The organism is Mycobacterium pseudoshottsii JCM 15466 (genome assembly GCF_003584745.1).
Classification (GTDB): Bacteria; Actinomycetota; Actinomycetes; order Mycobacteriales; family Mycobacteriaceae; genus Mycobacterium; species Mycobacterium marinum.
Map to the genome: position 1 here is coordinate 3,557,563 of NZ_AP018410.1, position 24,577 is coordinate 3,582,139.

The 24,577-nt window shown below is 64.3% G+C and carries 20 protein-coding genes and 4 pseudogenes; 4 read left to right on the forward strand and 20 right to left on the reverse strand.

Annotation, left to right across the window (positions count from 1 at the left end; genetic code table 11):
* Positions 1–43: 43 nt before the first annotated feature.
* The 8 genes and pseudogenes from idsB (MPSD_RS16175) to idsB (MPSD_RS16210) all read right to left on the reverse strand — a co-directional run bounded on the left by idsB (MPSD_RS16175) (position 44) and on the right by idsB (MPSD_RS16210) (position 8,242).
* Positions 44–1,047, reverse strand: a pseudogene (gene idsB / locus MPSD_RS16175) (geranylgeranyl diphosphate synthase IdsB).
* 16 nt (positions 1,048–1,063) lie between these two features.
* Positions 1,064–2,230 (reverse strand): hydroxymethylglutaryl-CoA synthase, encoded by a 1,167-nt coding sequence (locus tag MPSD_RS16180; RefSeq protein ID WP_020787124.1) that lies wholly within the window; start codon positions 2,228–2,230, stop codon positions 1,064–1,066.
* 45 nt (positions 2,231–2,275) lie between these two features.
* A pseudogene (locus MPSD_RS16185) lies at positions 2,276–3,283 on the reverse strand (hydroxymethylglutaryl-CoA reductase).
* Between the two features lie 73 nt (positions 3,284–3,356).
* Positions 3,357–4,469 carry a phosphomevalonate kinase gene (locus tag MPSD_RS16190; protein ID WP_015356152.1) on the reverse strand — a complete coding sequence of 371 codons (1,113 nt, stop codon included), beginning with the start codon at positions 4,467–4,469 and terminating at the stop codon, positions 3,357–3,359.
* Positions 4,466–5,476 (reverse strand): diphosphomevalonate decarboxylase, encoded by a 1,011-nt coding sequence (mvaD, locus tag MPSD_RS16195; protein ID WP_020787121.1) that lies wholly within the window; start codon positions 5,474–5,476, stop codon positions 4,466–4,468. Before mvaD ends, MPSD_RS16190 begins: the two co-directional genes overlap by 4 nt.
* Complete coding sequence (gene mvk / locus MPSD_RS16200; protein ID WP_223162046.1) at positions 5,473–6,456, reverse strand: mevalonate kinase; 984 nt, start codon at positions 6,454–6,456, stop codon at positions 5,473–5,475. The genes mvaD and mvk overlap by 4 nt, the downstream gene beginning before the upstream one ends.
* A gap of 29 nt (positions 6,457–6,485) precedes the next feature.
* A complete protein-coding gene (gene idi / locus MPSD_RS16205) occupies positions 6,486–7,022 on the reverse strand; it encodes an isopentenyl-diphosphate Delta-isomerase (protein WP_086085355.1) in 537 nt (178 codons plus the stop codon).
* 182 nt (positions 7,023–7,204) lie between these two features.
* The gene (idsB, locus tag MPSD_RS16210; protein ID WP_086085354.1) at positions 7,205–8,242 is read right to left on the reverse strand and encodes a geranylgeranyl diphosphate synthase IdsB; all 1,038 of its coding nucleotides are present in this window, start codon (positions 8,240–8,242) and stop codon (positions 7,205–7,207) included.
* A gap of 612 nt (positions 8,243–8,854) precedes the next feature.
* Between idsB (MPSD_RS16210) and MPSD_RS16215 the strand changes: the two genes are divergently transcribed.
* Positions 8,855–9,871, forward strand: coding sequence for a terpene synthase family protein (locus MPSD_RS16215; RefSeq protein WP_086085353.1), 1,017 nt, complete (start codon positions 8,855–8,857; stop codon positions 9,869–9,871).
* An 8-nt stretch (positions 9,872–9,879) separates the two neighbouring features.
* On the opposite strand, the gene MPSD_RS28180 is transcribed toward MPSD_RS16215, so the two are convergent.
* A complete protein-coding gene (locus MPSD_RS28180) occupies positions 9,880–10,023 on the reverse strand; it encodes a hypothetical protein (protein WP_020725618.1) in 144 nt (47 codons plus the stop codon).
* Between the two features lie 216 nt (positions 10,024–10,239).
* On the opposite strand from MPSD_RS28180, the gene MPSD_RS16220 reads away from it, so the two are divergent.
* Positions 10,240–11,241, forward strand: coding sequence for a 3-oxoacyl-ACP synthase III family protein (locus MPSD_RS16220; protein ID WP_086085352.1), 1,002 nt, complete (start codon positions 10,240–10,242; stop codon positions 11,239–11,241).
* Positions 11,242–11,433: 192 nt separating this feature from the next.
* Here MPSD_RS16220 and MPSD_RS16225 read toward each other — a convergent pair whose 3' ends face one another.
* The 3 genes and pseudogenes from MPSD_RS16225 to MPSD_RS16235 form a co-directional block, all read right to left on the reverse strand.
* Positions 11,434–12,822 (reverse strand): class II 3-deoxy-7-phosphoheptulonate synthase, encoded by a 1,389-nt coding sequence (locus MPSD_RS16225; RefSeq protein WP_119571736.1) that lies wholly within the window; start codon positions 12,820–12,822, stop codon positions 11,434–11,436.
* A gap of 48 nt (positions 12,823–12,870) precedes the next feature.
* Positions 12,871–13,350: a polyadenylate-specific 3'-exoribonuclease AS gene (locus tag MPSD_RS16230; protein WP_012394886.1), complete on the reverse strand. Its 480-nt coding sequence runs from the start codon at positions 13,348–13,350 to the stop codon at positions 12,871–12,873.
* 9 nt (positions 13,351–13,359) lie between these two features.
* A pseudogene (locus MPSD_RS16235) lies at positions 13,360–14,227 on the reverse strand (hypothetical protein).
* A 91-nt stretch (positions 14,228–14,318) separates the two neighbouring features.
* On the opposite strand from MPSD_RS16235, the gene MPSD_RS16240 reads away from it, so the two are divergent.
* Positions 14,319–15,602 carry a glycosyltransferase 87 family protein gene (locus MPSD_RS16240; protein ID WP_036426500.1) on the forward strand — a complete coding sequence of 428 codons (1,284 nt, stop codon included), beginning with the start codon at positions 14,319–14,321 and terminating at the stop codon, positions 15,600–15,602.
* Here the strand turns inward: MPSD_RS16240 and MPSD_RS16245 are convergent, their stop codons facing one another.
* The 5 genes from MPSD_RS16245 to MPSD_RS16265 all read right to left on the reverse strand — a co-directional run bounded on the left by MPSD_RS16245 (position 15,603) and on the right by MPSD_RS16265 (position 18,999).
* A complete protein-coding gene (locus MPSD_RS16245) occupies positions 15,603–16,334 on the reverse strand; it encodes a lysophospholipid acyltransferase family protein (RefSeq protein ID WP_011741292.1) in 732 nt (243 codons plus the stop codon).
* A gap of 87 nt (positions 16,335–16,421) precedes the next feature.
* Positions 16,422–16,811, reverse strand: coding sequence for a hypothetical protein (locus tag MPSD_RS16250; protein ID WP_015356162.1), 390 nt, complete (start codon positions 16,809–16,811; stop codon positions 16,422–16,424).
* Complete coding sequence (locus MPSD_RS16255; RefSeq protein ID WP_188069513.1) at positions 16,808–18,082, reverse strand: ArsA family ATPase; 1,275 nt, start codon at positions 18,080–18,082, stop codon at positions 16,808–16,810. Before MPSD_RS16255 ends, MPSD_RS16250 begins: the two co-directional genes overlap by 4 nt.
* Positions 18,079–18,513 (reverse strand): SRPBCC family protein, encoded by a 435-nt coding sequence (locus tag MPSD_RS16260; RefSeq protein ID WP_011741295.1) that lies wholly within the window; start codon positions 18,511–18,513, stop codon positions 18,079–18,081. The genes MPSD_RS16255 and MPSD_RS16260 overlap by 4 nt, the downstream gene beginning before the upstream one ends.
* Before the next feature lie 96 nt (positions 18,514–18,609).
* Positions 18,610–18,999: a hypothetical protein gene (locus MPSD_RS16265; RefSeq protein WP_011741296.1), complete on the reverse strand. Its 390-nt coding sequence runs from the start codon at positions 18,997–18,999 to the stop codon at positions 18,610–18,612.
* Positions 19,000–19,206: 207 nt separating this feature from the next.
* On the opposite strand from MPSD_RS16265, the gene MPSD_RS16270 reads away from it, so the two are divergent.
* Complete coding sequence (locus MPSD_RS16270; protein ID WP_020787112.1) at positions 19,207–21,009, forward strand: AMP-dependent synthetase/ligase; 1,803 nt, start codon at positions 19,207–19,209, stop codon at positions 21,007–21,009.
* A 181-nt stretch (positions 21,010–21,190) separates the two neighbouring features.
* Here MPSD_RS16270 and pimB read toward each other — a convergent pair whose 3' ends face one another.
* The 3 genes and pseudogenes from pimB to ripC all read right to left on the reverse strand — a co-directional run bounded on the left by pimB (position 21,191) and on the right by ripC (position 24,450).
* The gene (pimB, locus tag MPSD_RS16275; protein WP_086085319.1) at positions 21,191–22,348 is read right to left on the reverse strand and encodes a GDP-mannose-dependent alpha-(1-6)-phosphatidylinositol monomannoside mannosyltransferase; all 1,158 of its coding nucleotides are present in this window, start codon (positions 22,346–22,348) and stop codon (positions 21,191–21,193) included.
* Positions 22,349–22,419: 71 nt separating this feature from the next.
* Positions 22,420–23,231, reverse strand: a pseudogene (locus MPSD_RS16280) (hypothetical protein).
* Positions 23,232–23,289: 58 nt separating this feature from the next.
* Positions 23,290–24,450, reverse strand: a complete 1,161-nt coding sequence (gene ripC / locus MPSD_RS16285; RefSeq protein ID WP_015356166.1) for a peptidoglycan hydrolase RipC — start codon at positions 24,448–24,450, stop codon at positions 23,290–23,292.
* Positions 24,451–24,577: the final 127 nt, after the last annotated feature.

Consider the following 24,577-nt stretch of genomic DNA (forward strand, 5'->3'; position numbering starts at 1 on the left):
GATCACCAGTTGCGCCAAGCCGATCAGATCAGATCAGATCAGATCAGATCAGATCAGCCGAGCCTAGCTGGTCAGGCAACGCGGCAAGGGCGGCATCCATGAGTTCATCGGCATGCCGCCGAGCTGCCTTGCCCCCCCTGCGGCTTCGATCAGTTCACTCGCCCACGCCACATCATTGGCCGTCATCGGCTCCGTAGACCGATACAGCTCAGCCAGTTTGAGCGCCGCCGAGGAGCCGGACTCCAACGCCGCAATCACCGGCAGAGTCTTCTTGCGGCGGGCCAGATCGCTGCCGACCGGCTTGCCGGTGACAGATGGATCTCCCCAAATGCCGACGATGTCGTCGAGGATCTGAAAGGCCAGGCCCAGGTGGTAGCCTAACTACCGCATCGCCAATACCGTCAACGGATCCGCACCCGCGGTCAGCGCCCCCAGCTCACAGGCACACCCCATCAATCCCGCGGTCTTCCCGGCTGCCATCCGCAAGTACCCGTCGACCGTTACCCGCTTGGGCGTCTCGAAGTCACCATCATCGACCTGGCCGACACGCAAACCCAGAAACGACGACTCCAACGTCGCGATCGCGGTCATGGCAACCTCGGGCGCCAACATCTCGGCCAATACGCGACTACACAAGACGTGTAGCGCATCTCCGAACATGATCGCGCTGGTTTCTCCCCAGACCGTCCATACCGTCGCCCTGCCGCGGCGAGTGACATCGCGATCCATCACGTCGTCGTGAACCAGCGAGAAATTGTGCATCAACTCCACCGCCGCCGCCACCGGAGCCGCCGCACTCGCGTCACCGCAAGCGGCGGCTGCCCCGACCACCAAAGCGGCCCGCGTCGCCCGCCCTGACCAACCACCCGTCCCGGATCCGTTGACATCCCACCAGCCCAAGTGATACCCGGCCATGGTTGCCAACGGCTCAGCCAACCAGCCCACGGCTACCCGCATTACCGGATCGCACTCGCGCCGAGCCCGCGCCAGCAGTATCCGACCCGCATCCGGTGGCGCATCTGGAACATCGGCCATGCCGAGCGACATCGACCACCTCCTCACATCAGACTGCGCCGTACATCCGTTTGTGCTCGGAGATCGCTGTCAGCCGGAACGGGCGGGAGGTTTCCACCGGCAGGCTGTGGTGGTTGCCGTTGGTGGGCAGCGTGAGGTTGTGCAGTCTGCGATAGTGCTCATAGCTCAGCGGGATTCGCGTTTCCAGCGCTGCGCGGTGCTGATCGGTGCGTAGATGTTGCTGATATCCGGGAGTGACGGTTCCGGCGAATAGTTCGGCTACACAACCTGATCCGTAGCTCAGCATCGCTATCGGCTGATCTGAGAGGTCGTCCGCTTGATCCAGCAGCGCCGCGAGGGCCAGATACAACGATGCGGTGTAGCTGTTGCCGATCCGCCGGTTGTACTCGACGGTGTTGCCGACCGCCGCCTGGACCGCGGCGTCGCTGGCATCTTCACCGGCTTCTGCGGCCAGTTGTTTGTGTGCCTTGTACGCCATTTTCGTGAACGGTTGGTGGTAGCAGAAAGCCGCGAATTCGCCGAAGGGTCTACCGCCGCGTTCGGTGTAGTCTTTCCACGCGCCCGATGCCGCCTCCATATATGCGGTGACCGAGGCCTTTCCGTCGACCAACGCGGTGCTGCGATAGTTCGGTCTCCAGAAGTCCATGATGTCGGCGGTATAGATTCCGGTGGGCTCCTCCAGCCGCAGCAGCGCGGGGTCTGTCGAAACCAGCATCGCCGCGGCCGCTGCGCCCTGAGTGGGCTCGCCCGGGCTGTCGAGGTCGTAGCGGGCCACATCGGCTGCGATGACCAACACCTGCTGGGTCGGGTCGCGGTGTACGAGTGCCAGCGCGAGTTGCAGAGCACCCGTCGCCCCGTAGCAAGCTTGCTTGACTTCGAGTACGCGGGCGCTCGAGGGTAGGCCGAGCAGGGAGCTCACCCAGATTCCCGCCGATTTGGACTGATCGACGCCGGTCTCGGTACCGATGACTATTGTCCGGATCTTTTGGCTGCCATGCCGTTTGATGATCGGGTCGGCGGCCGCGGCGGCCAAAGTGACGATGTCCTCATCTGGTGCGACGATGCTCATCTGCTGTTGGCCCAGACCGATGAGGTATTTGTTCACGTCCACGCCGTGGTGTTCGGCCAGGGTTGCGTGGTCGAGTACGTAATGCGCAGTGGCTATTGATAGGTCGTGAATTCCGATCGAGACCATGATGGATGTTCCTTTCCGGTGTTGCGGTTTTGGGGTTGTCTGTTGTTAGGCCGTCGATGGTTTGCGTTCGTATGTGGTGTGCGCGCGCATGAGTTCGCCTGGGTTGGTTTGGGCGGCCATGAGTGACAGTTCGCCGCACAGCACGGTGGCCGCGCAGATTACGGCGAGCCGGCGTGCGTTGGCGCCGGGGGGCCGTTGTTCGCGGCATCCCAGCTGGGCGAGGTTGTCGGTGACGAAGTCCAGGTCTTTACCGTTGCCTACGGTGCCGGCGATCAGGTTGGGAATGGTGCAGGAGAAGTACAGATCGCCGTCGCGGTCCTCGGCGTGTGTTACACCTTGGGAGCCTGCGATGATGTTGGCGGCGTCTTGGCCGGTGGCGAGGTAGAAGGCCAGCAGCATGTTGGCGTAGTGCGCGTTGGCCGATCGGATGGTACCGGCTTGCAGGGTGCCGATGAGTTTCTTGCGGATGTTGAGCGCGGTGATCGCTGCCGCGCTGGTGTGCAGGTGCTGTTCGACGAGGTCGCGGGGAATCACGATCTCGGTGACCACGTTTTTTTCCGCGGCCTAGGATGCCGTTGATCGCGGTCGGCTTTTTGTCGCAGCACAATTGCCCGAGATCGATCCGTATTCCATCTGCGGATAGCGGGTCAGGATATGTGCGATCAGGTGATCGGCCGCTAGTGTGGCCATGTTGTGGCCGCTGGCGTCGCCGGTGCGGAACTCGAATCGAATGAACAGTAGGTTCGCGGTGATCTGCGGGTGCATCCCGATCAACTCGGCGAAGCGGCTTGTTTGTCCGACAACCGCTGCTAGCTCTGCGAATTCGGTCTGCAGTTGGCGCGCGGTGTTGTTTGCGACGGCGGCATCGGGGGCGATCAGCAGGATCGACCTGGTCATCTTCTCGTCGATCAGGGTTGTGACAATGCCGTTTTCGGTCAGACGGGACAGTTTGGCCCCGCGGCCAACGGACGGCCATACCGGTGATTCATAGGTGGCCAACGGTGCATGGGCGCTGAATTGCCCTTCGCTGCCCGAGATCTTGATGGGCCCCACCCAGCGTAGGGGGACACATGCACCGAGAGCTGCTCCTGTTGTGTGGTCATTTGTGGTTACCTCTTTCGGGCTGTTAGAAGGATGTTGTTGTTGGAAGAGCAATATCGGCGGCGTTCACCGTTGGTGGGGCTACGTCGACGTCGAGGGGGCGGATGCCCGCGTGCAGCCAGCTACGGCCAAGCCCGGCCACATCGACGGAGCTTCCTGCCAATGCAATCCCGCAGTCGCCACCTCCAGCACCGGAGGGTTTAGCGGCCGCGCCGCTGGTTTCTGCTGCGGCGCACAGCGCGTTGAGCCGCTCGGTAAAGATGCCCATTGCAGTAGCGCGGTCCAACTCGCACAGCAGATTCCGGAACTGACGCACATGCTCGCCGAGTCCCGCGCCAGCGGGCGCAGACCCGCAGCAGGAGGCCGTCGCAGGTGTCAGCAGGCCAATGGCGGCGTCGACACATTCTTCGGAAGACTCGCGGAACCGGCGCACAATCTCGTCGCGGGTTCGGTCGCCGGATGCCAGCCTGCCGATCTGGGCCGTGGTGGCCGCGGGAGCGCCCGTCCACCCGACGAGCAGACGTTCAGGCGGCGGCGCGACCGCGGCGATGACGTGGCCGGGCCATTCGGCGTGAACCGCCGAATGCAGGTCCGCGGCGGCGAGTTCGACGATGGCTTGGCGATCCGGGGAGCGGTAGGACAGCCAGCCGCCGAACACCGCCGCAGCCACGTCAACACCGGAGCCAGAGGTCGTCAGGCGCGCGGTCGCGATCAACGCAAGCCGGAATAAGGTCGTCCGGTCTACCGGGGCGCCCCATGCGGCGGTAACCGCATCGACAACCGCCACGGTGACAGCCCCACTGGAACCTAGGCCCAGCTTCACGCCACGCTCATGCAGCTGCGAGGTGATCGTCAGTCCGACGCCGCGGTCCGGGCAGTCCAGCCACTGGCGCGCGATGGCCACCGCGGATGCGATATGCGGCAGCTGCCGGGCCGCGACGGACCGGTCAGAATCCAAATCCACAGTGCCAGCTATCAGCTCGCTACTGACGGCGACCCCGCCACCGATGCCCAGATCCGCGGCCTGGACAGTGACATAGCGGTCCATCGCAGCGACCAGCGCGCCACAGCCAGGCTCGACGACCGCGAACTCGCCCAAAATGACCAGTTTGCCCGGTGCTTTTCGGATGCTGTTCACCGCGTGGCCTTCTCTACAAGAGCCACCCCGGGCCCCGGATGGGCCACCACCACCGTCTGGACCTGACTCAGCTCCTTCAGTGAGGCCGCGATAAGTGCCGCATCATCGCGCGAGCAGAGCACCTTCACGTTGGGACCGGCGTCCATCGTCAGGTAGGCCGCGATGCCGTCGCCGCGCATCGCGACGACCCGGTCGATTACCTGTAGCGAGGCCGCACTGATGTATCGAACAGCGGGCCGGGCGGCCAGCATGGTGGCGTGCATGCCCATCGCGTTGGCCTCGGCGATCGCACCGGCGCCGTGCAAGTCGCCGGCGGCAAGCGCGGCCTGCATCGCGTGCAGGTCATCACCGCTGGCGTCAGCCCAGGCTCGATACAGCGGAGAAGTCTTGACGGTCTGGCTCATTGCCGCCCGGCTCGAGATCTGCTTGGCCCCGGCCTCGACCGCAACGACCACCAGCGCTAGATCAAGCGCGACATCGATTGGCTCGGCATAGGATTGGGCATCACCGTCGGCTCCAATCGCGGCACCGGCGTGCCACACCGAGAACCCGCCGAACACCGAACGACTCGCCGAGCCTGAACCACGACGCGCTAGCCGGGACAGTTCCCGGACATCGGTGTCCAACCCGTAGGCCGCACACGCAGCGGCGGCCAGCGCGGCGAAGCCACTCGCCGATGAGGCCAACCCAGCTCCGGTGGGCCCCGCATTGTGGGTATCAACGATCGCCGGGGCCCGCGACTTCACCCGCACTCGGAGCAGATCCAAGAATTCGGTAACTCGGGTCGAAAAAGCCTCCGGCGCCGGCTTCCAGGCCATCATCACGATATCCGGACCAACTCCACCGCCGGTGGGCCCGACCTCGACGGTGGTCGTAGTCGGGAAGATATCCAGGGTCATCGACAGGCTCGAGGTCATCGGAAGCATGAACTCTTCGTCGCGCTTGCCCCAGTACTTGATCAGCGCGATGTTGGGATGAGCGACCGCGGTCGCCGCTGCTGTGCTCACGGCGCAACCTCGCGACCCGATGCGCTCGCGGTGAGCCGTCCGGCGAAGGAGTCGAGCGCGACAGCCCAGGTAGCCACCGCGCCGGCCTTGAGCATTGCCTCACCGATGACTTGCGCGTGGACCCAATCGCGGGCAAGTGCGAGCGCGCATCCGCCGCGACCGCTGCCAGTGAGTTTGGCGCCCATTGCGCCACTGGTGTTGGCCGCCTCGATGAGACCCTCCAGCCGCGGCGTTGACAGGTTCAGCCCGCGGAGCAGGTCGTGGTTGCGAGCCATCGCTGCCCCGAGTGCGGTGAGATCGCCTTGCTGCATGTCGATGGCCGCGCGACCGACCAGAGCATCGAGTTGCTCGACGAGCCAGTCCCGACGAGCCAAGCCGTCTCTGTCGGCAGTCAAGATTGCCGCGACCTCAGCGACGGAGTCTTTGGTCGCGCTGATCTCGCCGCTGTCAGCCACCACAAACACCCCTACCGGCGCCGGGCTCACCGGTCGGACAGCCCCCCGGTGGAACACAATGGGCCCGTCAGCGCCGGTAGCGGCCGCATCCACCCCACTGGGTGTGCCGTGCGCGGTTCGCCCCCTGGACTGAACCAGCTCATAAACCTGCGCCGCAGACGGCTCACACTCAAACAGGTCCGCAAGCGCCAGCACCACCGCTCGCACCACCGCCGCGCTCGACCCCAACCTACGCCCGCATGGCACGACGTGCGACACCTCGACAACCACGCCCGACGCGACTGCGGCTGGCACGTCGAACCGTTCAGCGAAGTCTGAGATCAGCGACGCCATGTCCAGACCCATCGACCCCACCGTTGGCTGCCGGACCGGGGTTGGTGCCGGGCCCCGGTGTGCGGTGGCCGTCTCGACCAATATTGGGATCGGAATGGCCAGTGCGGCCGCCCCATGCACCACCAGGTGCTCGCCTAGGACGATCGCTTTCCCGGTCGCCGTTCCCACACCCGATCTCGAACGTGCCTTCATCGCGGGATGACTCACTTGTTGCCCTATCGCTAGTAGATCTCTTGCGTGAACTGGGCGAAAGCGACTCGGGCGGCGCCTAATACGGTGAGGAACCAACCGGAGAAACTATCCGCTTCGAGCAGCTGGGCCAGTTCGGCCGCGGTCACCATGCGCACTTCCGAGACCTCGTCGGGGTCCGGTTGTGGCGGACCCGAGATTCGCCCCACGTACAGGTGGTTGAACTCATGCTCGACCAGACCCGTCTGCGCATCGGCGTGGCGATACGTCACCGTCCCTGCCGGTACGAGTTCGACGTCGAGCCCGAGCTCTTCGCGCACTCGGCGCTGCGCGGCCACCCGCGGGCTCTCCCCAGGAAACGGGTGTCCGCAACACGCGTTCGACAGGACTCCTGGCCAGTGATACTTGCCCACGGCACGGCGCTGCAGTGCCATTCGCCCGGAGTCATCAAATAGGAACACCGAGAACGCGCGATGTAGCAGCCCCGGCGCTTCATGCGCAGCGATCTTCTCCGCCACACCCTGCGTGACGCCACCGGCATCAACCAACTCCAACATGATCTCCGGCATTTCAAGCAGTCCTTTCAGCGTGGTCCGGCAAATCCCCGGAAGCAGTTCCCCATCACCGCATCGTCGCGGCCTACCAAATCGTCAACCGCTACTGAACTGTTGGCCGCTTACCCGACAACCAAGAAGTGCAGCAAGGGGGCCTCTCGGGCCGTTCTGATTTCATTTCGGCTCGGTGTAAGAAGTCACCGGTCGCGGGCAATGACCAATTGCGTCAACGCAATCAGATCTTCTGATCGCGCGGAGTCAGGTAGTGCCGCCAGCGCGGCACCGATGCATTCATCGGCCTGCCGCTCGGCGGCCTTGCGGCCCCCCGCGGTCTCCACCAAGTCGATCGCCTGCCGCACTTCATCGGCTGACATCGGCTCTTCAGCCCCATAAAGCTGCGCCAAGCTAGCCGCCGCCTCCGTACCAGAGCCCAAGGCGGCGACCACCGGAAAAGTCTTCTTGCGGCGGGCCAGATCACTACCGACCGGCTTACCGGTGACATTCGGATCTCCCCAGAGACCCATCACATCATCGACGATCTGGAACGCCAAGCCCAGTTGGAAACCGAACTGATGCATCGCCGTCACCGTGGCAGGATCCGCATTCGCGGCCAACGCCCCCAACGCACAGGCACAACCCATCAATCCCGCCGTCTTGCCGGCCGCCATTTCCAGATAGCCATCAACGCTCACCGACTCGCGTGTCTCAAAGTCACAATCTTCGAACTGGCCATCGCACAAAATCACACACGAGGATTCCAACCTCATAACGGCGTTCGCCGCAACCTCAGGCTCCAACATCTCAACCAACACACGGCCGGCCAACGCGTGCAACGCATCTCCGAGAACAATCGCATTGGTCTCACCCCACACCGCCCATACCGTCGCCCTACCCCGGCGAGTGGCATCGCGATCCATCACGTCGTCATGAACCAACGAGAAGTTGTGCATCAACTCCACCGCCGCCGCCACAGGAGCTGCGGCACGCGCATCACCACACGCCGACGCCGCCCCAAACGCCAACGCCGCCCGAATCGACTTGCCAGACGAACCATCTACCGGCACCCCATTGACGTCCCACCAGCCGAGGTGATATCCGGCCATCTTGGCCAACGGCTCACTCAACCACCCCACTGCTGTCCGCAAGACCGGATCGCACTGTTGCCGAGCATTTTTCAGCAGCGCCCGAGCTGCGTTCGGGGTCGCATTGGCAACATTGACCATGCCCAACGACATCGACCAACTCCTCACATCAGAAGAAACCTGTCCGCGAACCACAAGCGGTGACGGGCAGTGTCCGGTACCGGCCTCAACAACTTCTCAATGAGCTGACCTGCGGCGCTCGTTGGGCCGCAGAAGCATGTCGATCCGGTAGGGATCAACCGAATATCCAAGTGCGATCTGGATTTAACGTGTACGTAATAGATGTCTGGGTGAGTCGCTTGAGACCGACGCGCGGCGCCGCTCGCCTCCCCCGGGACGCATGCCAGCCGCCCCAGATGCGGCCATCGCGGCCGCGGGGCGGAACCCGCAGGCAAGTGCGTTTTGGTACCCATATTCAGGATGCGACGCGGGCGGCGATGAGAGTGCGAGACTTCGTGAAGATGTCGCTCTTGCAGGGACTTAACTCCGCTCTGCCGCTCGCCCGGCCCCGATCACACACGCCCGACGGGCTCTCCATTCACATCACACCTTGCGACGCCGAAACATCAAGCTGCCCAGCTTGATCACACTCCTTTCGCGGCGAGACACTCCGCCACGGTTCAAGATCCGTTGAGAATCCATTGAGGACGAGCCTGTTCAATCAGCGGCGGAAATTCCCAGTAGCGCAACGGAAATGGACTCCAAGTGAACGTTATTGACTTCCCCCAGGTCGACTTGGGTACCGAGGCGACAATCAGCCCCGATGTCGACAAAGCAGGGGAACACCTGAAGACATGGTCTCGTGCCACAGGCATCGTCCTCGACGGCCCCAACGGTGACGCCTTCGATGCACTCGCGCAGCATCGCCTGGCGGCATGGACCTATCCGGCGGCAACCGGTGCGCAGCTTGATCTGATGGCGGACTGGATCGGTTGGCTCTTTGCCTTCGACGACGTTTTCGATGAATCGATAGACGGCTGCGATCAGGACTTTGCCATTGCGACGGCGGCGGCCACCAACACCGTCTACACCGGGCTGCCCTCAGCACCCCCGAGCCCAGTAGTCAGGCCCTATGTGGTGGCGTTGGAGGATCTTTGGGAGCGGACTACCCAGGGCATGCCGGCGTACTGGTGCAGACGACTGGCCAACGACATGGTCGATTACGTCAACTCCTACCGAAGCCATGCCCTGATCAACGCATCACGCATTGCGCTCGACGAACAGTCATATCGAGCCCACCGGCTGATCTCCAGCGCAGTATTCATCACGCTCGACCTCGGCGAAGCCGCCGCTAGACGTGCCCTATCGGAGTCGCTGTTGGTGCACCCATACATACGGGCCGCTCGCGAAGCCGCCAACAACATCGTGTCCTGGAGCAACGACCTCTACTCCGCGCCCAAAGAGCTCAGTCTGGGCGACCTGTGCAACTACGTCGCCGTCCTGCAGTCTCAGGATGATCTCACGACTGCGCAAGCAGCCGACCGGGTCAGTCAGTACCTGCACGAGGAGATCGCGCGCTTCGATCAAACCAAACAGCTCATCCACACCCGCCTCATCCCACGCTTGCCAACCGAAGATCAACAAGGCGTGATCTCCATGCTGGATACCTGCAGCAACTGGATAACCGGCAACGTGGCGTGGTCATTGGAGACCGCACGCTACGCATCGCGCGCCATCGACATGGAGCGCGAAAAGGAAGTATTCGGGGACTTGCGAACCTAGGACTCGCATCAGCGCCCAGGGGCTGCGGCGAACATCAGCACACGACAAGGCGCGGCCGTGAGCGAAAAGAAACTGGCGACCGTTGGTTCAGCCAGGTAGTTCACGGCCGGCGTCTTGGCCGCGGTCGTCAGCAGGACAACACCAAAATCCAAGACCGCCACTTCAACTCGACCACAACTGCATCCACGGTGACCGGGCCAGCGCCATCCACACGCTGTCAACGGTCACCCATTCGACACTGATCTCGCAATAACTTCCACAACAATTTCCTGGAGGAGATCATGGAGCACCGTCCCGAATGCTGCTGTGGTTGCGCGCTCGCGCAAATGCCCTCTCCCCCAGAGGAATCTGTGCCCTTACCGCCCACAGTGGGCATACTAGGCACCGCCGCATTCGTACCGCCGCGCGTCGTCACCAACAACCAGGCAGGTGCCAGCGCCGGCATCGACGATGCCTGGATATTCGCCCGAACTGCGATCCGGACCCGACGCTGGGCCGACCCGGAGCAGGCCACCTCGGATCTGGCCGTCCAGGCCGCCGAACAGGCCCTCGCCAACACCGCAATCAACGCCGGGCAGCTCGGAGCGATCATCGTCTCGACCTCCACACCCGACCAACCCCAGCCACCCACGGCCGCCTTTGTCCAAAATGCGCTGCACGCCAACAGCGCATACGCCTTCGACACCAATGCGGTGTGTAGCGGGTTCCTGTTCGCCATCAACACCGCACACGCGCTGGCCCAACGTGACAGCATCCACGTGCTGGTCATCGGAGCAGACGTCTACTCACGCATCCTTGACCCCACCGACCGAAAAACGGTCTGCCTGTTCGGCGACGGCGCCGGTGCTGTGGTGGTCGGACCCGCCACAGCCAGCTCGAGGCACCTGCGCATCGTCGACACCGAACTGCACACCTTCACCCAGCACATCAACCTGATCGGGGTGCCCGGCGGCGGCAGCCGCCAGCCCCTGACCACGGCCACTCTCGACGCGGGACAGCACTACTTCCACATGGACGGTCGAGGCGTCCGCGACTTCGTCACCACCACGGTCCCGGAGCAAGTCCGCAAATTCTTGGCGCGACACCACCTCGCTGTGGAGGACATCGACCACGTGGTGATGCACCAAGCCAATGGACGCATGCTCGATGAGATCTACTCGCTACTGGACCTGCGTAACGCCACATGCCACCAAACCATCGACCGATTCGGCAACACCGGTTCGGCATCGATCCCCATCACCCTGCACCACGCGTACCCCGAGCTGCACGGCAATATCCTGTGCATCGGTTTCGGTGGGGGAATGGCCGCCGGTATCACGCTGCTGGCCGCGGCGTCGGGCAGCGCGGGTGATGTGGGCGCTCACAAGTAGCACGCGCTGCGCCACCACCGGACCGCCCCCGACCGGGGCGACGATCCGGGAGCGTCGCAATCCTGCCCGCGCCTGGTCACGAACAGGCGCGGGCCGGACCCGGGTAACCGACCCCAGCGCCGCGGGCTGACCGTCCGAAATTCGGACGGTCAGCAGCGGTCATCCCATCGGAAAGCCCACCGCCAACGGCGGTTAGTCGCGCAGCATTTCGGCGACCAGGAAGGCCAGTTCCAGTGATTGTTGGGTGTTCAGTCGTGGGTCGCAGGCGGTCTCGTAGCGCCCGGATAGGTCGGAGTGGGAGATGTCTTGCGCGCCGCCCAGGCATTCGGTGACGTTCTCGCCGGTGATCTCGACGTGGATACCACCCGGGTGGGTTCCCAGGCCGCGATGGACCTCGAAGAATCCCTGTACCTCATCGACGATGCGGTCAAAGTGGCGGGTTTTGTAGCCGGTGGATGACTCGTGGGTGTTGCCGTGCATCGGATCGCACTGCCAGATCACCTGGTGACCGGCGGCCTGGACCTTCTCCACGATCGGCGGCAGCAGATCACGGACCTTGTTGTTCCCCAACCGACTCACCAGCGTCAGCCGGCCCGCCTTGTTATGCGGATCCAGCCGCTCGACATACTCGACAGCCAGCTCCGGAGTCATCGTCGGGCCGATCTTGACCCCGATCGGATTGGCGATCACCTCCGCAAAAGCAACGTGGGCGCCATCGAGTTGACGGGTCCGCTCACCGATCCACACGGTATGGGCGGACAAGTCATACAACTGCGGCTCACCGTTTTCCCCCTCACCCAACCGCAACATCGCCCGCTCATAATCGAGCACCAAAGCCTCATGACTGGCGTAGATCTCAGCGGTCTGCAGATTACGGTCGGCCACCCCACAGGCACTCATAAACCGCAGGCCCCGATCGATCTCGTTGGCCAGCGCCTCATAGCGCGCCCCCGCCGGCGAGGTCCGCACAAACTCGCGGTTCCAATCATGAACCAAATGCAGCGACGCCAACCCCGACGACGTCAACGCCCGCACCAAGTTCATCGCCGCACTGGCATTGGCGTAGGCACGCACCAGCCGCGACGGATCATGCTCGCGGGCAGCAGCATCGGGCGGAAAACCATTGATCATGTCACCGCGGTAGGACTTCAACCCCAACGCATCAGTATCGGCCGAGCGCGGCTTGGCGTACTGCCCCGCAATCCGAGCAACCTTGACCACCGGCATGCTCGAGCCATAGGTCAGCACCACCGCCATCTGCAACAGCGTGCGCACATTGCCCCTGATATGCGGCTCGGTGTTATCGGTAAACGTCTCCGCGCAATCCCCACCCTGCAGCAAAAACGCCTCACCACAAGCGACCTGCGCCAGCTGCTCCTGCAACCGGATGATCTCCGAAGGCACCGTCACCGGCGGCACACTCTCGAGCACCTTACGCATCGCCGTCGCCTGATCGACCGGCCAGCTGGGCTGCTGAGCAGCTGGCTTAGCCAACGCAGCATCCAACCGTGCCCGCAACTCATCAGACAACGGCGGCAACGACGGCAGCTGGTCAATCGGAATATCGACGGTCCAGTTCATCGGTACATGGTAACTGGGCATTGTTGCGGGCTGATGGGCCGAACGTTGCTAGCGGTCGGTGATGATCAAAAACCTTCGCAATTGATCACGGGCATCGACCAGCGCGTCGTGGGCATCTCGGGACCGCGGGGGTAGCCGCGGGCTGCCGCGATCCTCCCACAGCTGCCGCAATTCCCGGGTGAAACGCGGTATCGCCTTCGGCAGGCCCGGCATCGGACCCCACAACTGACACAGCGCGACATGATCGTAGGCCCCGACCCAGGCCCATAGTTCGATCTGCTCGCCGCTGTCCACACCGAGGAACTCCTCCAGGTCCAGGCGGATCTGGCGGCGCGAACGCCACACCTGCGAGGCGGGTGACGGCAGTTTGGTCAGAACATGGGCACGAACCCAACTTCCAGCCCGTTCCGGATCGAATTCCGTGGAAACGGCGTAGTACTCACGGCCGTCCTCGGCGACCACGCCGATCGAGACCAGTTCGATGGTGCGGCCATCCTCGATGAACTCGGTGTCATAGAAGTACCGCATCGCCGCAGCCTATACGGAGGTCAATATCGGCTCGGTGCCCTCGGGTGGCGGCGCGGGGTGAACGTCGCGATCCAACTGCGCCTCGACGGCGCGCTCGTCGGGCAGCCGAGGGGTGCCGGCGATCGCACACTGCAACCAGAGCTTGGCCCGCACCACCGGGCGGCGCAAGGTGCGCTCGCGCTGCAACGCTCGCCGCATCTTGTCCGGTTTCGCGGTATAGCGCCACCGGGCCCAAGGGGCATGCGGCCGCGACAGCCGGATTGCACCGATGACCAGCAACACCACGATGAACATGCCGAGCAACCCGGTCCACACCTTGCCCTTGATCAGCACCACCGTTGCCAGCGGCAGCGTGAGCACCAATCCGCCGACCACCACCGCACGCGGGAGCACCGAATCGCTACCGGACCAGATCGTCGGGAAGAACATCAGGGGATGCAAACCCAGGGTCAGCAGACCCGCCACCGCTACCGCCGCAAAAACCGCGTCCACCGAGGTACGGCCGTCTTCCTCCCAATAGACGTCGGACAGATGCAGGATCAACGCATACTCGTCGAGCACCAGTGCCGCGCCGATCCCAAAAAAAAGTTGCCGCCACGCTGAGTTCGGGCTCGCGTCCGTTGACAGCCAGCGTCACCAAGGTCAGCCCCGAGATCATCACCAGCACCACCCCGAATGTCACATGGTGGACATGCACCGACCCGAGGTGCACATTGCGGGGCTGCCACCACCTGGGCAGCGGGCCATCGTCTGGGCGCCCGCGGATGACGCGCACGAAGGTGCGGGTCACAAAAAACGTCAGGATGAAGGCAACCAGGCAGCACAAAAGCGGCAATCGGCCGCGGTCGACAATGTCATGCTGCAGCCAATAGAACACCACAAAAAAGTTACGCCCACCGACGAATGCAGGTCGGCAGCCTCGCTGCAGCGGTGTCCGGCCGTCCGGTAACGATTAGGCTGTCGGGGAAATGAGTACATTGAGGTCGCCCGACGTGGGCAGTCGACTCGGGCGGGTCTCGGTTTGGTACCTGCTGTGGCTGGTAGCGGCCGCGGCACTGGGATGCGTGGTCTGGCGGTTGTTCGGGCACATCCCATACCGCATCGACATCGACATCTATCAGATGGGCGGTCAGGCCTGGTTGGACGGGCGCCCGCTCTACAGCGGCGACGTGAAGTTCCACACACCAATCGGACTGGACCTGCCGTTCACCTACCCTCCGCTGTCGGCGGTGGTGTTCAGCCCGTTTGCCTGGTTACACATGCCGGCGGCCAGTGTGGCGATCACATTCTTGACGTTGGTGGTGCTGAGCGCGTCGACGGTGGTGGTGCTTACCGCTCTGGATGTGTGGCCCAACTCGGAGCAGCTGCCCGGACCCGCGTGGCTGCGCCGGTTGTGGTTGGCGGTCATCATCGTGGCCCCGGCCTCGCTCTGGCTGGAGCCGATCAGTTCCAACTTCGCTTTTGGCCAGATCAATGCCGTGCTGATGACCTTGGTGATACTCGACTGCTTCCCGCGTCGCACACCGCGGCCCCGGGGGCTGTTGCTCGGCTTGGGGATCGCCCTGAAGCTGACTCCGGCCGTGTTCCTGCTCTACTTCCTGCTGCGCCGCGACAACCGGGCGGCGCTGACGGCGGTGGCGTCTTTCGTGGTCGCCACGCTGGCCGGTTTCGCGCTGGCCTGGCACGACTCATGGGAGTACTGGACCGACACCTTGCTGCACACCGACCGGATCGGTTCCGCGGCGCTCAACACCGACCAGAACATTGCGGGCGCACTCGCCCGCCTACCGATCGGCGAGCATGCGAGCCACCTGCTGTGGGTGTTGCTGTCTTTAGGGGTACTCGCGGTGACCGTCTGGGCGATGCGGCGGGTCCTGCGGGCCGAAGAGCCAAGCCTTGCGGTGATCTGTGTCGCCTTGTTCGGCCTGGTGGTTTCCCCAGTGTCGTGGTCGCATCATTGGGTTTGGATGTTGCCGGCGGTGGTCGTGACCGGGGTGCTGGCCTGGCGGCGGCGCAACGTCGCGCTGGCGGTGGTCACCATTGCCGGATTGGCGCTGATGCGCTGGTCACCGATCGATTTGCTGCCCAAACACCGCGAGGCCACCGCGGCCTGGTGGCGTCAGCTGGCCGGCATGTCCTACGTGTGGTGGGCGTTGGCCGTGATCGTCGTGGCCGGACTGACGGTCACCACCCGGATGACAATGCAGCGTCCGGCGGAGCCGGACCGAACCCCGGCCCCGGCCGCGCGCTGATTATCCGGCGGCGGTTTCGGGAATCCGTACCGCGTCGCCGGACCCGTCGTCATCCCCCTTGCCGCCGTTCTTGATGCTGGCGGCGTAGATGTCGACGTACTCCTGGCCCGAGAGCCCCATCAGCTCGTACATCACCTCGTCGGTGACGGCCCGCTCGATGAAGTGGTTGCCGGCCAGACCCTCGAACCGCGAGAAATCCATCGGCTTACCGAAACGAACGATGACGCGGCCGAAGCGCAACATCTTGCGTCCCGGCGGGTTGACGACATTGGTGCCGATCATCGCCACCGGGATGACCGGAACTCCGGTGTGCAGCGCCAGCCGAGCCAGGCCCGTCTTGCCTTTGTAGAGGCGACCGTCGGGCGAGCGGGTGCCTTCTGGGTACATGCCCAGCAGCTTGCCCTGGCGCAGCAGTCCTGCGGCGGTTTCGAGTGCGGCCTGTGCCGCGTCGGAATTGGTGCGGTCGATCGGCACCTGCCCGGAGACGCTGTAGAACCAGCGGTTGATCCAGCCTTTCACGCCGGTACCGGTGAAGTATTCGGCCTTCGCCAGGAAGGTGATCCGACGACGCACGACCAATGGCAGGTAGAAACTGTCGGCCACAGCGAGGTGATTACTGGCGAGAATAGCCGGCCCGGAGCTCGGGATGTGTTCCAGCCCTTCGACTTTCGGCCGCCCCAGCAGGGTGAAGAGCCAGCCCATGAAGATGTACTTGAATAGGTAGTACCACATGGCCCTCCCTCTCACCCGCATCGGAATGATGTCTGCGCCAACTGTACCCATCGGCGATAGGTACGACCACCTCCGTAGGTTGGTCGCTTACTCTTGCAGAGTAATCGGGATCGCCTGGTAGCGCGTCTTCGCATCGGCGTTCGCCGACCCGTTTTCGGGGGCGCTCTCACTGCTGAGGCCCCCGCCGGGCGGACCATCCGGCGGCGGTTTCGCCGATCGGTCGATGTCGTCGACTATGGCGCGAATCACGTTGAGCAACGCCACACTGTGTTCGGCGATAACCGTCGTCAACGGGTGCTGCTCACCATTGACCAGCGCAGCGAGCGCACACAGCGGGCACCACACCTGTTGGCACTTGCCGGTCGCTCCGCCCGATGCCATGGCGGCCGCGGCGCGCAGTGCAGGATCTACGCCATCGAGGATCGCCTGGGCGAGTTTGCGCAGTTCAGGACCAACTTCGGTATGGGGCCCAGTCACGTCGGCCACACCTCCGGATCTGGTCGAAATCGAACGGTCAGCTCACCGCCAGACAGGCGCGCGTCCAGCACGATGCACCTCCGCAATACGGAGGCCAACCGCACCCTGCGCCGCATGCCGCCGGCACTGATGATCAGGTCGTCATCAGCTCGGCCCAGTGTCAACGAACCGGGATCGAGCTGGGGCAACGCTAGCCGCAGACGATATACCGACCCAAGGCCGGACCCGGACTCGAGGTCAACAATCGGACGCAGCGGCCCCGGCGGCGCGCTTCCGCGGCGCCGGCGGGCGCCATCAAGCAGCCCACCGAGGGCCTTGGGTCCGATCGGCTCGCCGGCCGCATGCGCAACCAGCACCAGCGCCACATCGCCAATGGTGGCGTCGAGTTCCTCGAGAACGGCACGCTGCTCGGAGATGCGTTCGGCATACCAGTAGAAGGCGGGGTGGTCGGGCAGACTGCGGTACTCGTATGCCTCGTCCCGCACCAGAACCTGATTGACGAGTAATTCCTCGACGCGGACGCCCATCAGGGCCAACGATCCCAGCGTGCGCGTCGCCTCCGCTGCGACCACCCGCTCAGGAGTCAGCACCAGATGCGCGCCGACCAGAGAACCATCCGTCAGCAAAGTGCTGAGTCGATCGACGCTGGCACTGGTTCGCTCCAGCAGCTCCACCAGCGCGGCCGAGCGGCCATCTTCGATAGCGAGACTGAGCCGGCGATGCCGCGGCCACGCGCGCTCGACGTACAGGGAGAAGGTGGCGGGGAGGGTCAACATCCGCAGGGCGTCCGCGGTCGAGGCGCAGTCGACCACGATGCGGTCCCAACGTCCACTGGCCGCGAGCTCACCGACCGCGTGCAGACCGAGCACTTCCTGGACTCCGGGCAGCGCGGAGAGCTCCTCGGGAGCAATGCTGCCCAACTCCGAATCCGGAAATCGCCCATTGAGGGCATCGACAACGTCTCGCCAGCGGTCTTCGAGCAACGCCAGGGTGTCCAGCGCTAGGGCGTCCAAGAACCCCCCGCCGGTGTCGACCTGACCGGTCTCGAGATCAGCAAAAACACGAACCGGCTCGCCGGAGCCCGTCGGCGCAACCGCAATGCCCAGCACATCACCCAGCGAGTGCGCCTGATCGGTGGATACCACCAACACCCGCTGACCAGCAGTGGCGTCACAAACCGCGGTGGCGGCCGCCAAAGTGGATTTTCCTACCCCGCCTTTGCCTACGAAGAGACTGATCTGAGCCGGGGTGGGCGCAACAGGATCACTCAGCCCTCAACTCGTTTCTTCAGATCTTTCAGGGCTCCGTCGATCAGCCTGCGCTCAGCCTTGCGCTTGAGCATTCCGATCATCGGAATGGCCAGATCAACCGACAACTCGTAGGTAACGTCAGTACCAGAGCCTTTGGGCGCCAAGTGATACGAACCTTCAAGGGCCTTCAGCAGCGAGCTGGACTGCAGGGTCCAGCTAAGCGATTGACGGTCTGCCGGCCACTCATAGGCCATGATCAGGGTGTCCTTGAAGATGGTGGCGTCCATCAACATCCGGGCCAACATCGGATAGCCGTCGTCATCGGCCTCGAGGATTTCGACTTCCTTGTACTCGGAGATCCATTCGGGGTAGGCCTCGATGTCAGCGATCGCTTTCATCACCTCACCCGGCTCCGCATCGATGTAAATCGTCTGCGTCGTCTTGTCCGCCACCTGACCACCTTTCTCTGCCCCCGCACTCGATGTTTTTTCCCGGGGACACGGCCTTCCGGCAGAAACGGTACTCCCCGAAGCGCTACCTTGACCCGGCTAAATTACCGGAGAAACTCCGATCGGGCGTGTCTGCTCCAACGTCGTTTTCACCTCGAACGCCATCTTCTTGCCCGCCACCCGGCGCTGATGCGTCATTTTCGCCAGCTTCATCCGGGCCAACTCCCAAGCCGTCACTCCAGTGGGTTCAGCATGCAGGAAATAGTGCAGCACGACCCCGTCCAACGACGGCTCGAGCCAGATCTCCATCGTGCCGGTCAAGGCCCCGGTAACCGCCCACCTGATTCCCTTGTCGGCGCGGTCCTCGGTGACTTGCAGCCACAGATCGGGCCACCACCGGCTCCAGCTTGATCGATCCGCGACCGCGGCTCCGACCCGTGCGCCATCCGCGGCGATATACGTCTCATCCGCGATCTGGATGCTGTTCATGGCCACAGCTTCACACACCCACCTGAGGGGGGCTGGCACCACCCCGCAGGTGCGGAACCCGCGCGCGGGCAATCGCAGTGAGAATCCGAACCAGGTGCCAACCAGGCGCCTCCATGCTGCGCGAATGCTGCGATTAGGCTGTGAGCAGGCAGTCCGCCCGCAAAATGGCAATCAACGCCACAACAGGTGTAGCGAGGTCGAAACGAAGTGCGTCAGTACAGTGTCCCCGCCCGTTTTTCCGTCGACGAGCGCGACAACGTCGCGGCCATAGTTTTCGAGCACGAGCGCGATGATCCCGACCACATCATCTATCAGCGCCAGATCGACGATATCTGGACCGATATCACCTGCGCCGAGGCGGCCCGGCACATTCGTTCTGCAGCATTGGGTTTGATCGCACTCGGAGTCCAGGCCGGTGACCGGGTGTCCATTTTCTCGGCCACTTGCTACGAGTGGGCGATCCTGGATCTGGCGATCCTGGCGGTGGGCGCTGTCACCGTGCCCATCTACGAGACATCGTCTGCCGAGCAGGTGCGCTGGGTGCTGCAGAATTCAGAAGCCGTGCTGGCGTTCGCTGAGACTGACGCGCATGCCGCAATGATCGCAGAGCTGACCGGTGACCTGCCCGCCCTGCGCCGCGTCCTGGTTATCAACGGTTCGGGTCCCAAGGCGCTCGAGCAGCTCGCCGAGGAGGGCGGGTCGGTTGACCGGGCAGAGCTGACGGCGCGACTCGATGCGCTGCGCTCCTCGGATCCGGCAACCCTGATCTACACCTCGGGCACCACCGGGCGGCCGAAGGGCTGCCAACTCACCCACTCCAACCTGCTTCACGAGATTCGCGGCACGCAGGAGTGCCTACCCACGCTGCTGACCCCCGGGCAACGGCTGCTGGTCTTCTTGCCACTGGCCCACGTGCTGGCCCGGGCGCTTACCTTGTCGGCCTTCGCCAGCAAGGTGACCGTCGGATTCACCAGCGACATCAAGAATCTGCTGCCACTGTTTGCGGTGTTCAAACCCACCGTTGTGGTTTCGGTACCGCGGGTTTTCGAGAAGGTCTACAACACCGCGGAACAGAATGCCTCCAACGACGGCAAGGGGGCGATCTTCAAGCTCGCCGCGCAGACGGCGGTCGATTGGAGTCGAGCCTGGGATGACGGCCGCCCGGGGTTGCTGTTGCGCGCCAAGCATGCGCTGTTCGACCGGCTCGTGTACCACAAGCTGCGCGCGGCGCTTGGCGGCGACTGCCACGCGGCGGTCTCCGGTGGGGCACCGTTGGGCGCACGACTTGGTCACTTCTATCGCGGGGTCGGCCTAACCATCTACGAGGGCTACGGACTGACCGAGACCAGCGCGGCCGTCACGGTCAACCAGATTGACGCTCTCAAAATCGGGACGGTCGGAAAACTGGTGCCCGGCAACAGTTTGCGAATCGCCGACGACGGCGAGTTATTGGTACGCGGCGGCGTGGTGTTCAGCGGCTACTGGCGCAACGAACAGGCCACCGACGAGGCATTCACCGACGGCTGGTTCCGGACCGGCGACCTCGGCGCAATTGACGACGACGGCTTCCTGAGCATCACCGGCCGCAAGAAGGAGCTCATCGTCACCGCGGGCGGTAAGAACGTCGCCCCCGCGGTGCTAGAGGATCAGCTACGGGCGCACCCGCTGATCAGCCAGGCGATGGTGGTCGGGGACGCCAAGCCGTTCATCGGCGCACTGATCACCATCGATCCCGAGGCGTTCGGCGGTTGGAAGCAACGCAACAGCAAGGCCGACCATGCGGCGGTGCGCGACCTGGCCGAGGACCCCGACCTGGTTGCGGAGGTGGATGCGGCCGTCAAGGAGGCCAACTTGGCGGTGTCCCACGCCGAATCGATCCGCAAATTCCGAATTCTGCACGTCGATTTCACCGAGGACACCGGCGAGTTGACGCCAACGATGAAGGTCAAGCGCAACGTGGTCGCCGAAAAGTTCTCCGTCGAGATCGAGGCGATCTACACCAAGGATTAGTCCAACGCGCCGCCGGCGGCTCCGCCGGCGGCGCGCATGAGCGGATCGCCCGACTCCTCCTCCGGCCTCACCGGCCGGCATCGTCGCCGCGCACCACCCCAATCGCCCGACTCCTCCTCCGGCCTCACCGGCCGGCATCGTCGCCGCGCACCACCCCAATCGCCCGACTCCTCCTCCGGCCTCACCGGCCGGCATCGTCGCCGCGCAGAAGCTCGGCGAGGCGGGCCGCCAACGTGTCCCAGCGCCACTGAGACGTCACCCACTGCCGGCCGGCGTCACCCATCCGGGCCGCCCGGTCGCGATCGGCCAACACCTCGATGACCGCGCCGGCGACCTTGTCCACCGAGTTGCCGTCGACCACCAGCCCGGTCTTGTTGTACTGCACCGTTTCCGGCGCTCCACCAGATTCACCCGCAATGACCGGCACGCCGCTGGCGGACGCCTCGAGAAAGACGATGCCCAAGCCCTCAACGTCCATACCAGAGCCCCGAGTGCGGCACGGCATCGCGAACACGTCGGCCATCGCGTGATGGGTCGGCAGCTCCTCGCCCGGCACGCCGCCGATGAACGTCACATGCTCATCCACCTCGCAGTCCCGCGCCAGCTTGCGCAACGTCTCCAGATAGGGGCCGCCTCCGACGATTACCAGCGCCGCCCCGTCGACCCTCCGGCGGATCGCGGGTAGCGCCTTGATCAGGGTGTCCTGGCCCTTGCGCGGCACCAGCCGCGACACACACACCACGGTGGGCCGCTCCCCCAGCTGGTAGCGCTTGCGAAGTTCGGCGCGGGCGGCCGGGTCCGGCCGAAACCGGTCGGTGTCGACTCCGGGCGGCAAGTATTCCGATGAAGCCGCGGGCCCGAAGGCCGGCGCGAATCGCGAGCGCGTGTAGCGACTGACGAAGGTCACAATGTCAGTGGTGTCCCCGATTCGACGCAGTACCGACCGCGCGACGGGAAGCATCGACCAACCCACCTCGTGACCATGCGTGCTGGCCAGCACCCGGGTCGCACCAGCCTGCCTCGCACGCGGCGCCAGCAGAGCCAACGGTGCGGCCGCACCGAACCACACGGTATCGATGTCGTGCTGGGCGATCAGCCGGCGCATCCGGCTGTCGACTGTCGGAACGGGCAGCATCAGCGTGCTGGGATGGCGTACCACCCGATAGCCCGCGGCCCGGGCCACGTCGTCATACCCCTGCGCACCCTTCCATTGCGGTGCATAGACCGTTATGGAATGCGACCCGGCCTCAACGAGGCGACCGACGAACTCGCTCAGATATGACTGGATGCCGCCGCGACGGGGCGGAAAGTCGTTAGTTACCAGCAGGACCCGACTCACCAGGGCCAATCTAGCCTGGCCACGATGTGGACTATCCAGCGGTCTTTGCCACGCGTTGGATCGTGCTCGAATCAGGACGAGACGCTCATCCATTGCTGCCAGCCGGCGAGCAGCCCGACAGCATCCGTGCCGAGCACCTCGAGCGCGGCTCGCGGCAAGTCCGAATGCCCTGGACCGCAGGCGGCCAGGTAGAGGTCGCGCAACTTGGTGGTGCCATAGGTGTCGGCCACAAATCGGGTAAACCACCATGCTCGGTCATACGCTCGCGAGCGCGCCGGCCCGGGAATGTCGAGGTCGTCGTCTGACGGCAGAGCTGCGGGTGGGGCCTCAGCCGGCTGGGAAGTGGTCGGCCGCGCGACGAAATCGGCCACCCCCTCGGTCAACCACCGCGGCGCGTCAAGTGCCGTGTCAACGCGGGCCGCGTAGTGAAAAAGCTCGTGGGTCAGCACTATTCGCAGCGCCGTGGCGCTCATCTTGACCGCGCCTGGTGCGAACACAATTCGTTGGCCAGCCACCGCCCGGCTGCCAGGATCGAAGCGCTCGGCCCAGTCACCGCCGCGATGTCAGCCCATTGGGACGCCGTACCGCCGCCCGCCGCCGTTCGGAATTGTTCGTCTGAACCGGCGGCCACCACCGAGATTTCGCGGGCCCAGTCGGTGCCCCAGAAGGCCACCACCGCATTGACCGCGCCGCGGATGTCCGCCCCGACGCGCGACAACAGTAGGTCGGAGTTCGCGCCGCCGAGGTTGATCAGCCGCACGGTCCGATCTCCGATGACAACCGTCGGCGGGCCAGGATCCTCAGCAGACGCTAGTGACCGCTGTGGCGCACTATCCGGATGACGCGTTACGGCGGCAGCCGTTACCAACTCGATGACAAATATGCACGCCAGCGCAATCGAAAACCATCGGGATCGATGCCGCAGCACCGTGGCAGAGCCGTCAGTAGCGGCGCGCGTCGTAGATCGGTCCCGAGGAATTCATCGGCACCACCCGCACCGGTACACCGTAGGTGGACGAATGGACCATCAGTCCGTCACCGATGTAGATGCCGGCATGTGACGCGTCGGAGTAGAAGGTCAGGACGTCGCCTGGCTGCAGGTCCGACAGCGATACCGGTTGACCTCCATGGGCCAGCGCCTGGCTGGAGTGAGGTAGCGCGATGCCGGCTTGCTGGAAGGCCCACATGACCAACCCGGAGCAGTCGAACCCACCTGGAGCGGCACCGCCCCACGCGTAGGGCGTCCCAACTTGGGTTAGCGCCGCCTGCACCACGGCCGCGCGGTCGCCGCCGGCACCGTCTGGCGGCGTGAACGGCATCGCGGACACTCCACCGGGCGGCGGGGCCTCACCCGGCACCGGTGCGCCCGCTGGCGGCGGTCCACCTGGCGGTGTGCCCTCCGGCGCCGGCCCGGGGGCACCTGGCAATCCGGCGGGAACCTGTCCTGGATCGGCGAGCGCGGTGCGCTGGTCCGGAGTCAATGCCAGGTACTGCGACTTGACGACCGCGATCTGGACCTGCAGCTGGCTCTGCTTGTGCTGCAGATTTGCCCGCACGGCCGCAGCTTGTTCGGCGGCGGACTTGGCATCGGCGGCCGACTTCTCGGAGGCCTGCTCAGCCTTGGCGGCCTGCTCCCTGGCGGTCCGGAAACCCGACATCTGGGTGGCCATCTGGTGCGCCATCACGCGCTGCATCGACAGGCCGTCGATCAGCAGCTGCGGGGACGGAGCCGTCAGAATCGTGTCCATACCGTTGGCGCGACCACCCATGTAAGCGGCCGCGGCGACCTTGTTGACCGCGGTCTGGAACGAGGCCAGCTGCCCCTTGGCGGCGTCCAGCGCGGCCTGGTCGTCAGTGAGCTTGTTTTCAGCGGCCTGCTGAGCCGCCAGCTTCGCGCCCAAGTCGAGCTCTGCGCTGTGCATCGCTTCGGTGGTTTGTTCCGCCTGCCGAGATAGCTCGTTTAGCTTTGCCAGCGCGTCCTCAGCCTGGTCCGCCATCGCACCCGCGGCGACGAAGCCGGACAACGCGGTGAAGCTCGCTAACGAACCGATGGCGGACCGCCGGATAACGCGCGCAGTCAATTGCCTACAGTCGAGCCTCAAGATTTTGCTTCCTTAAACTGCCATCTGCGATGTGCCGTCGAGCCGGTTTAGGTCTCAAATAGGTTACGAAATGATATCGGCGTTTGTCCAAACGGGAGAGTTAAGAAAATAGCAAGATTTCTGTAGT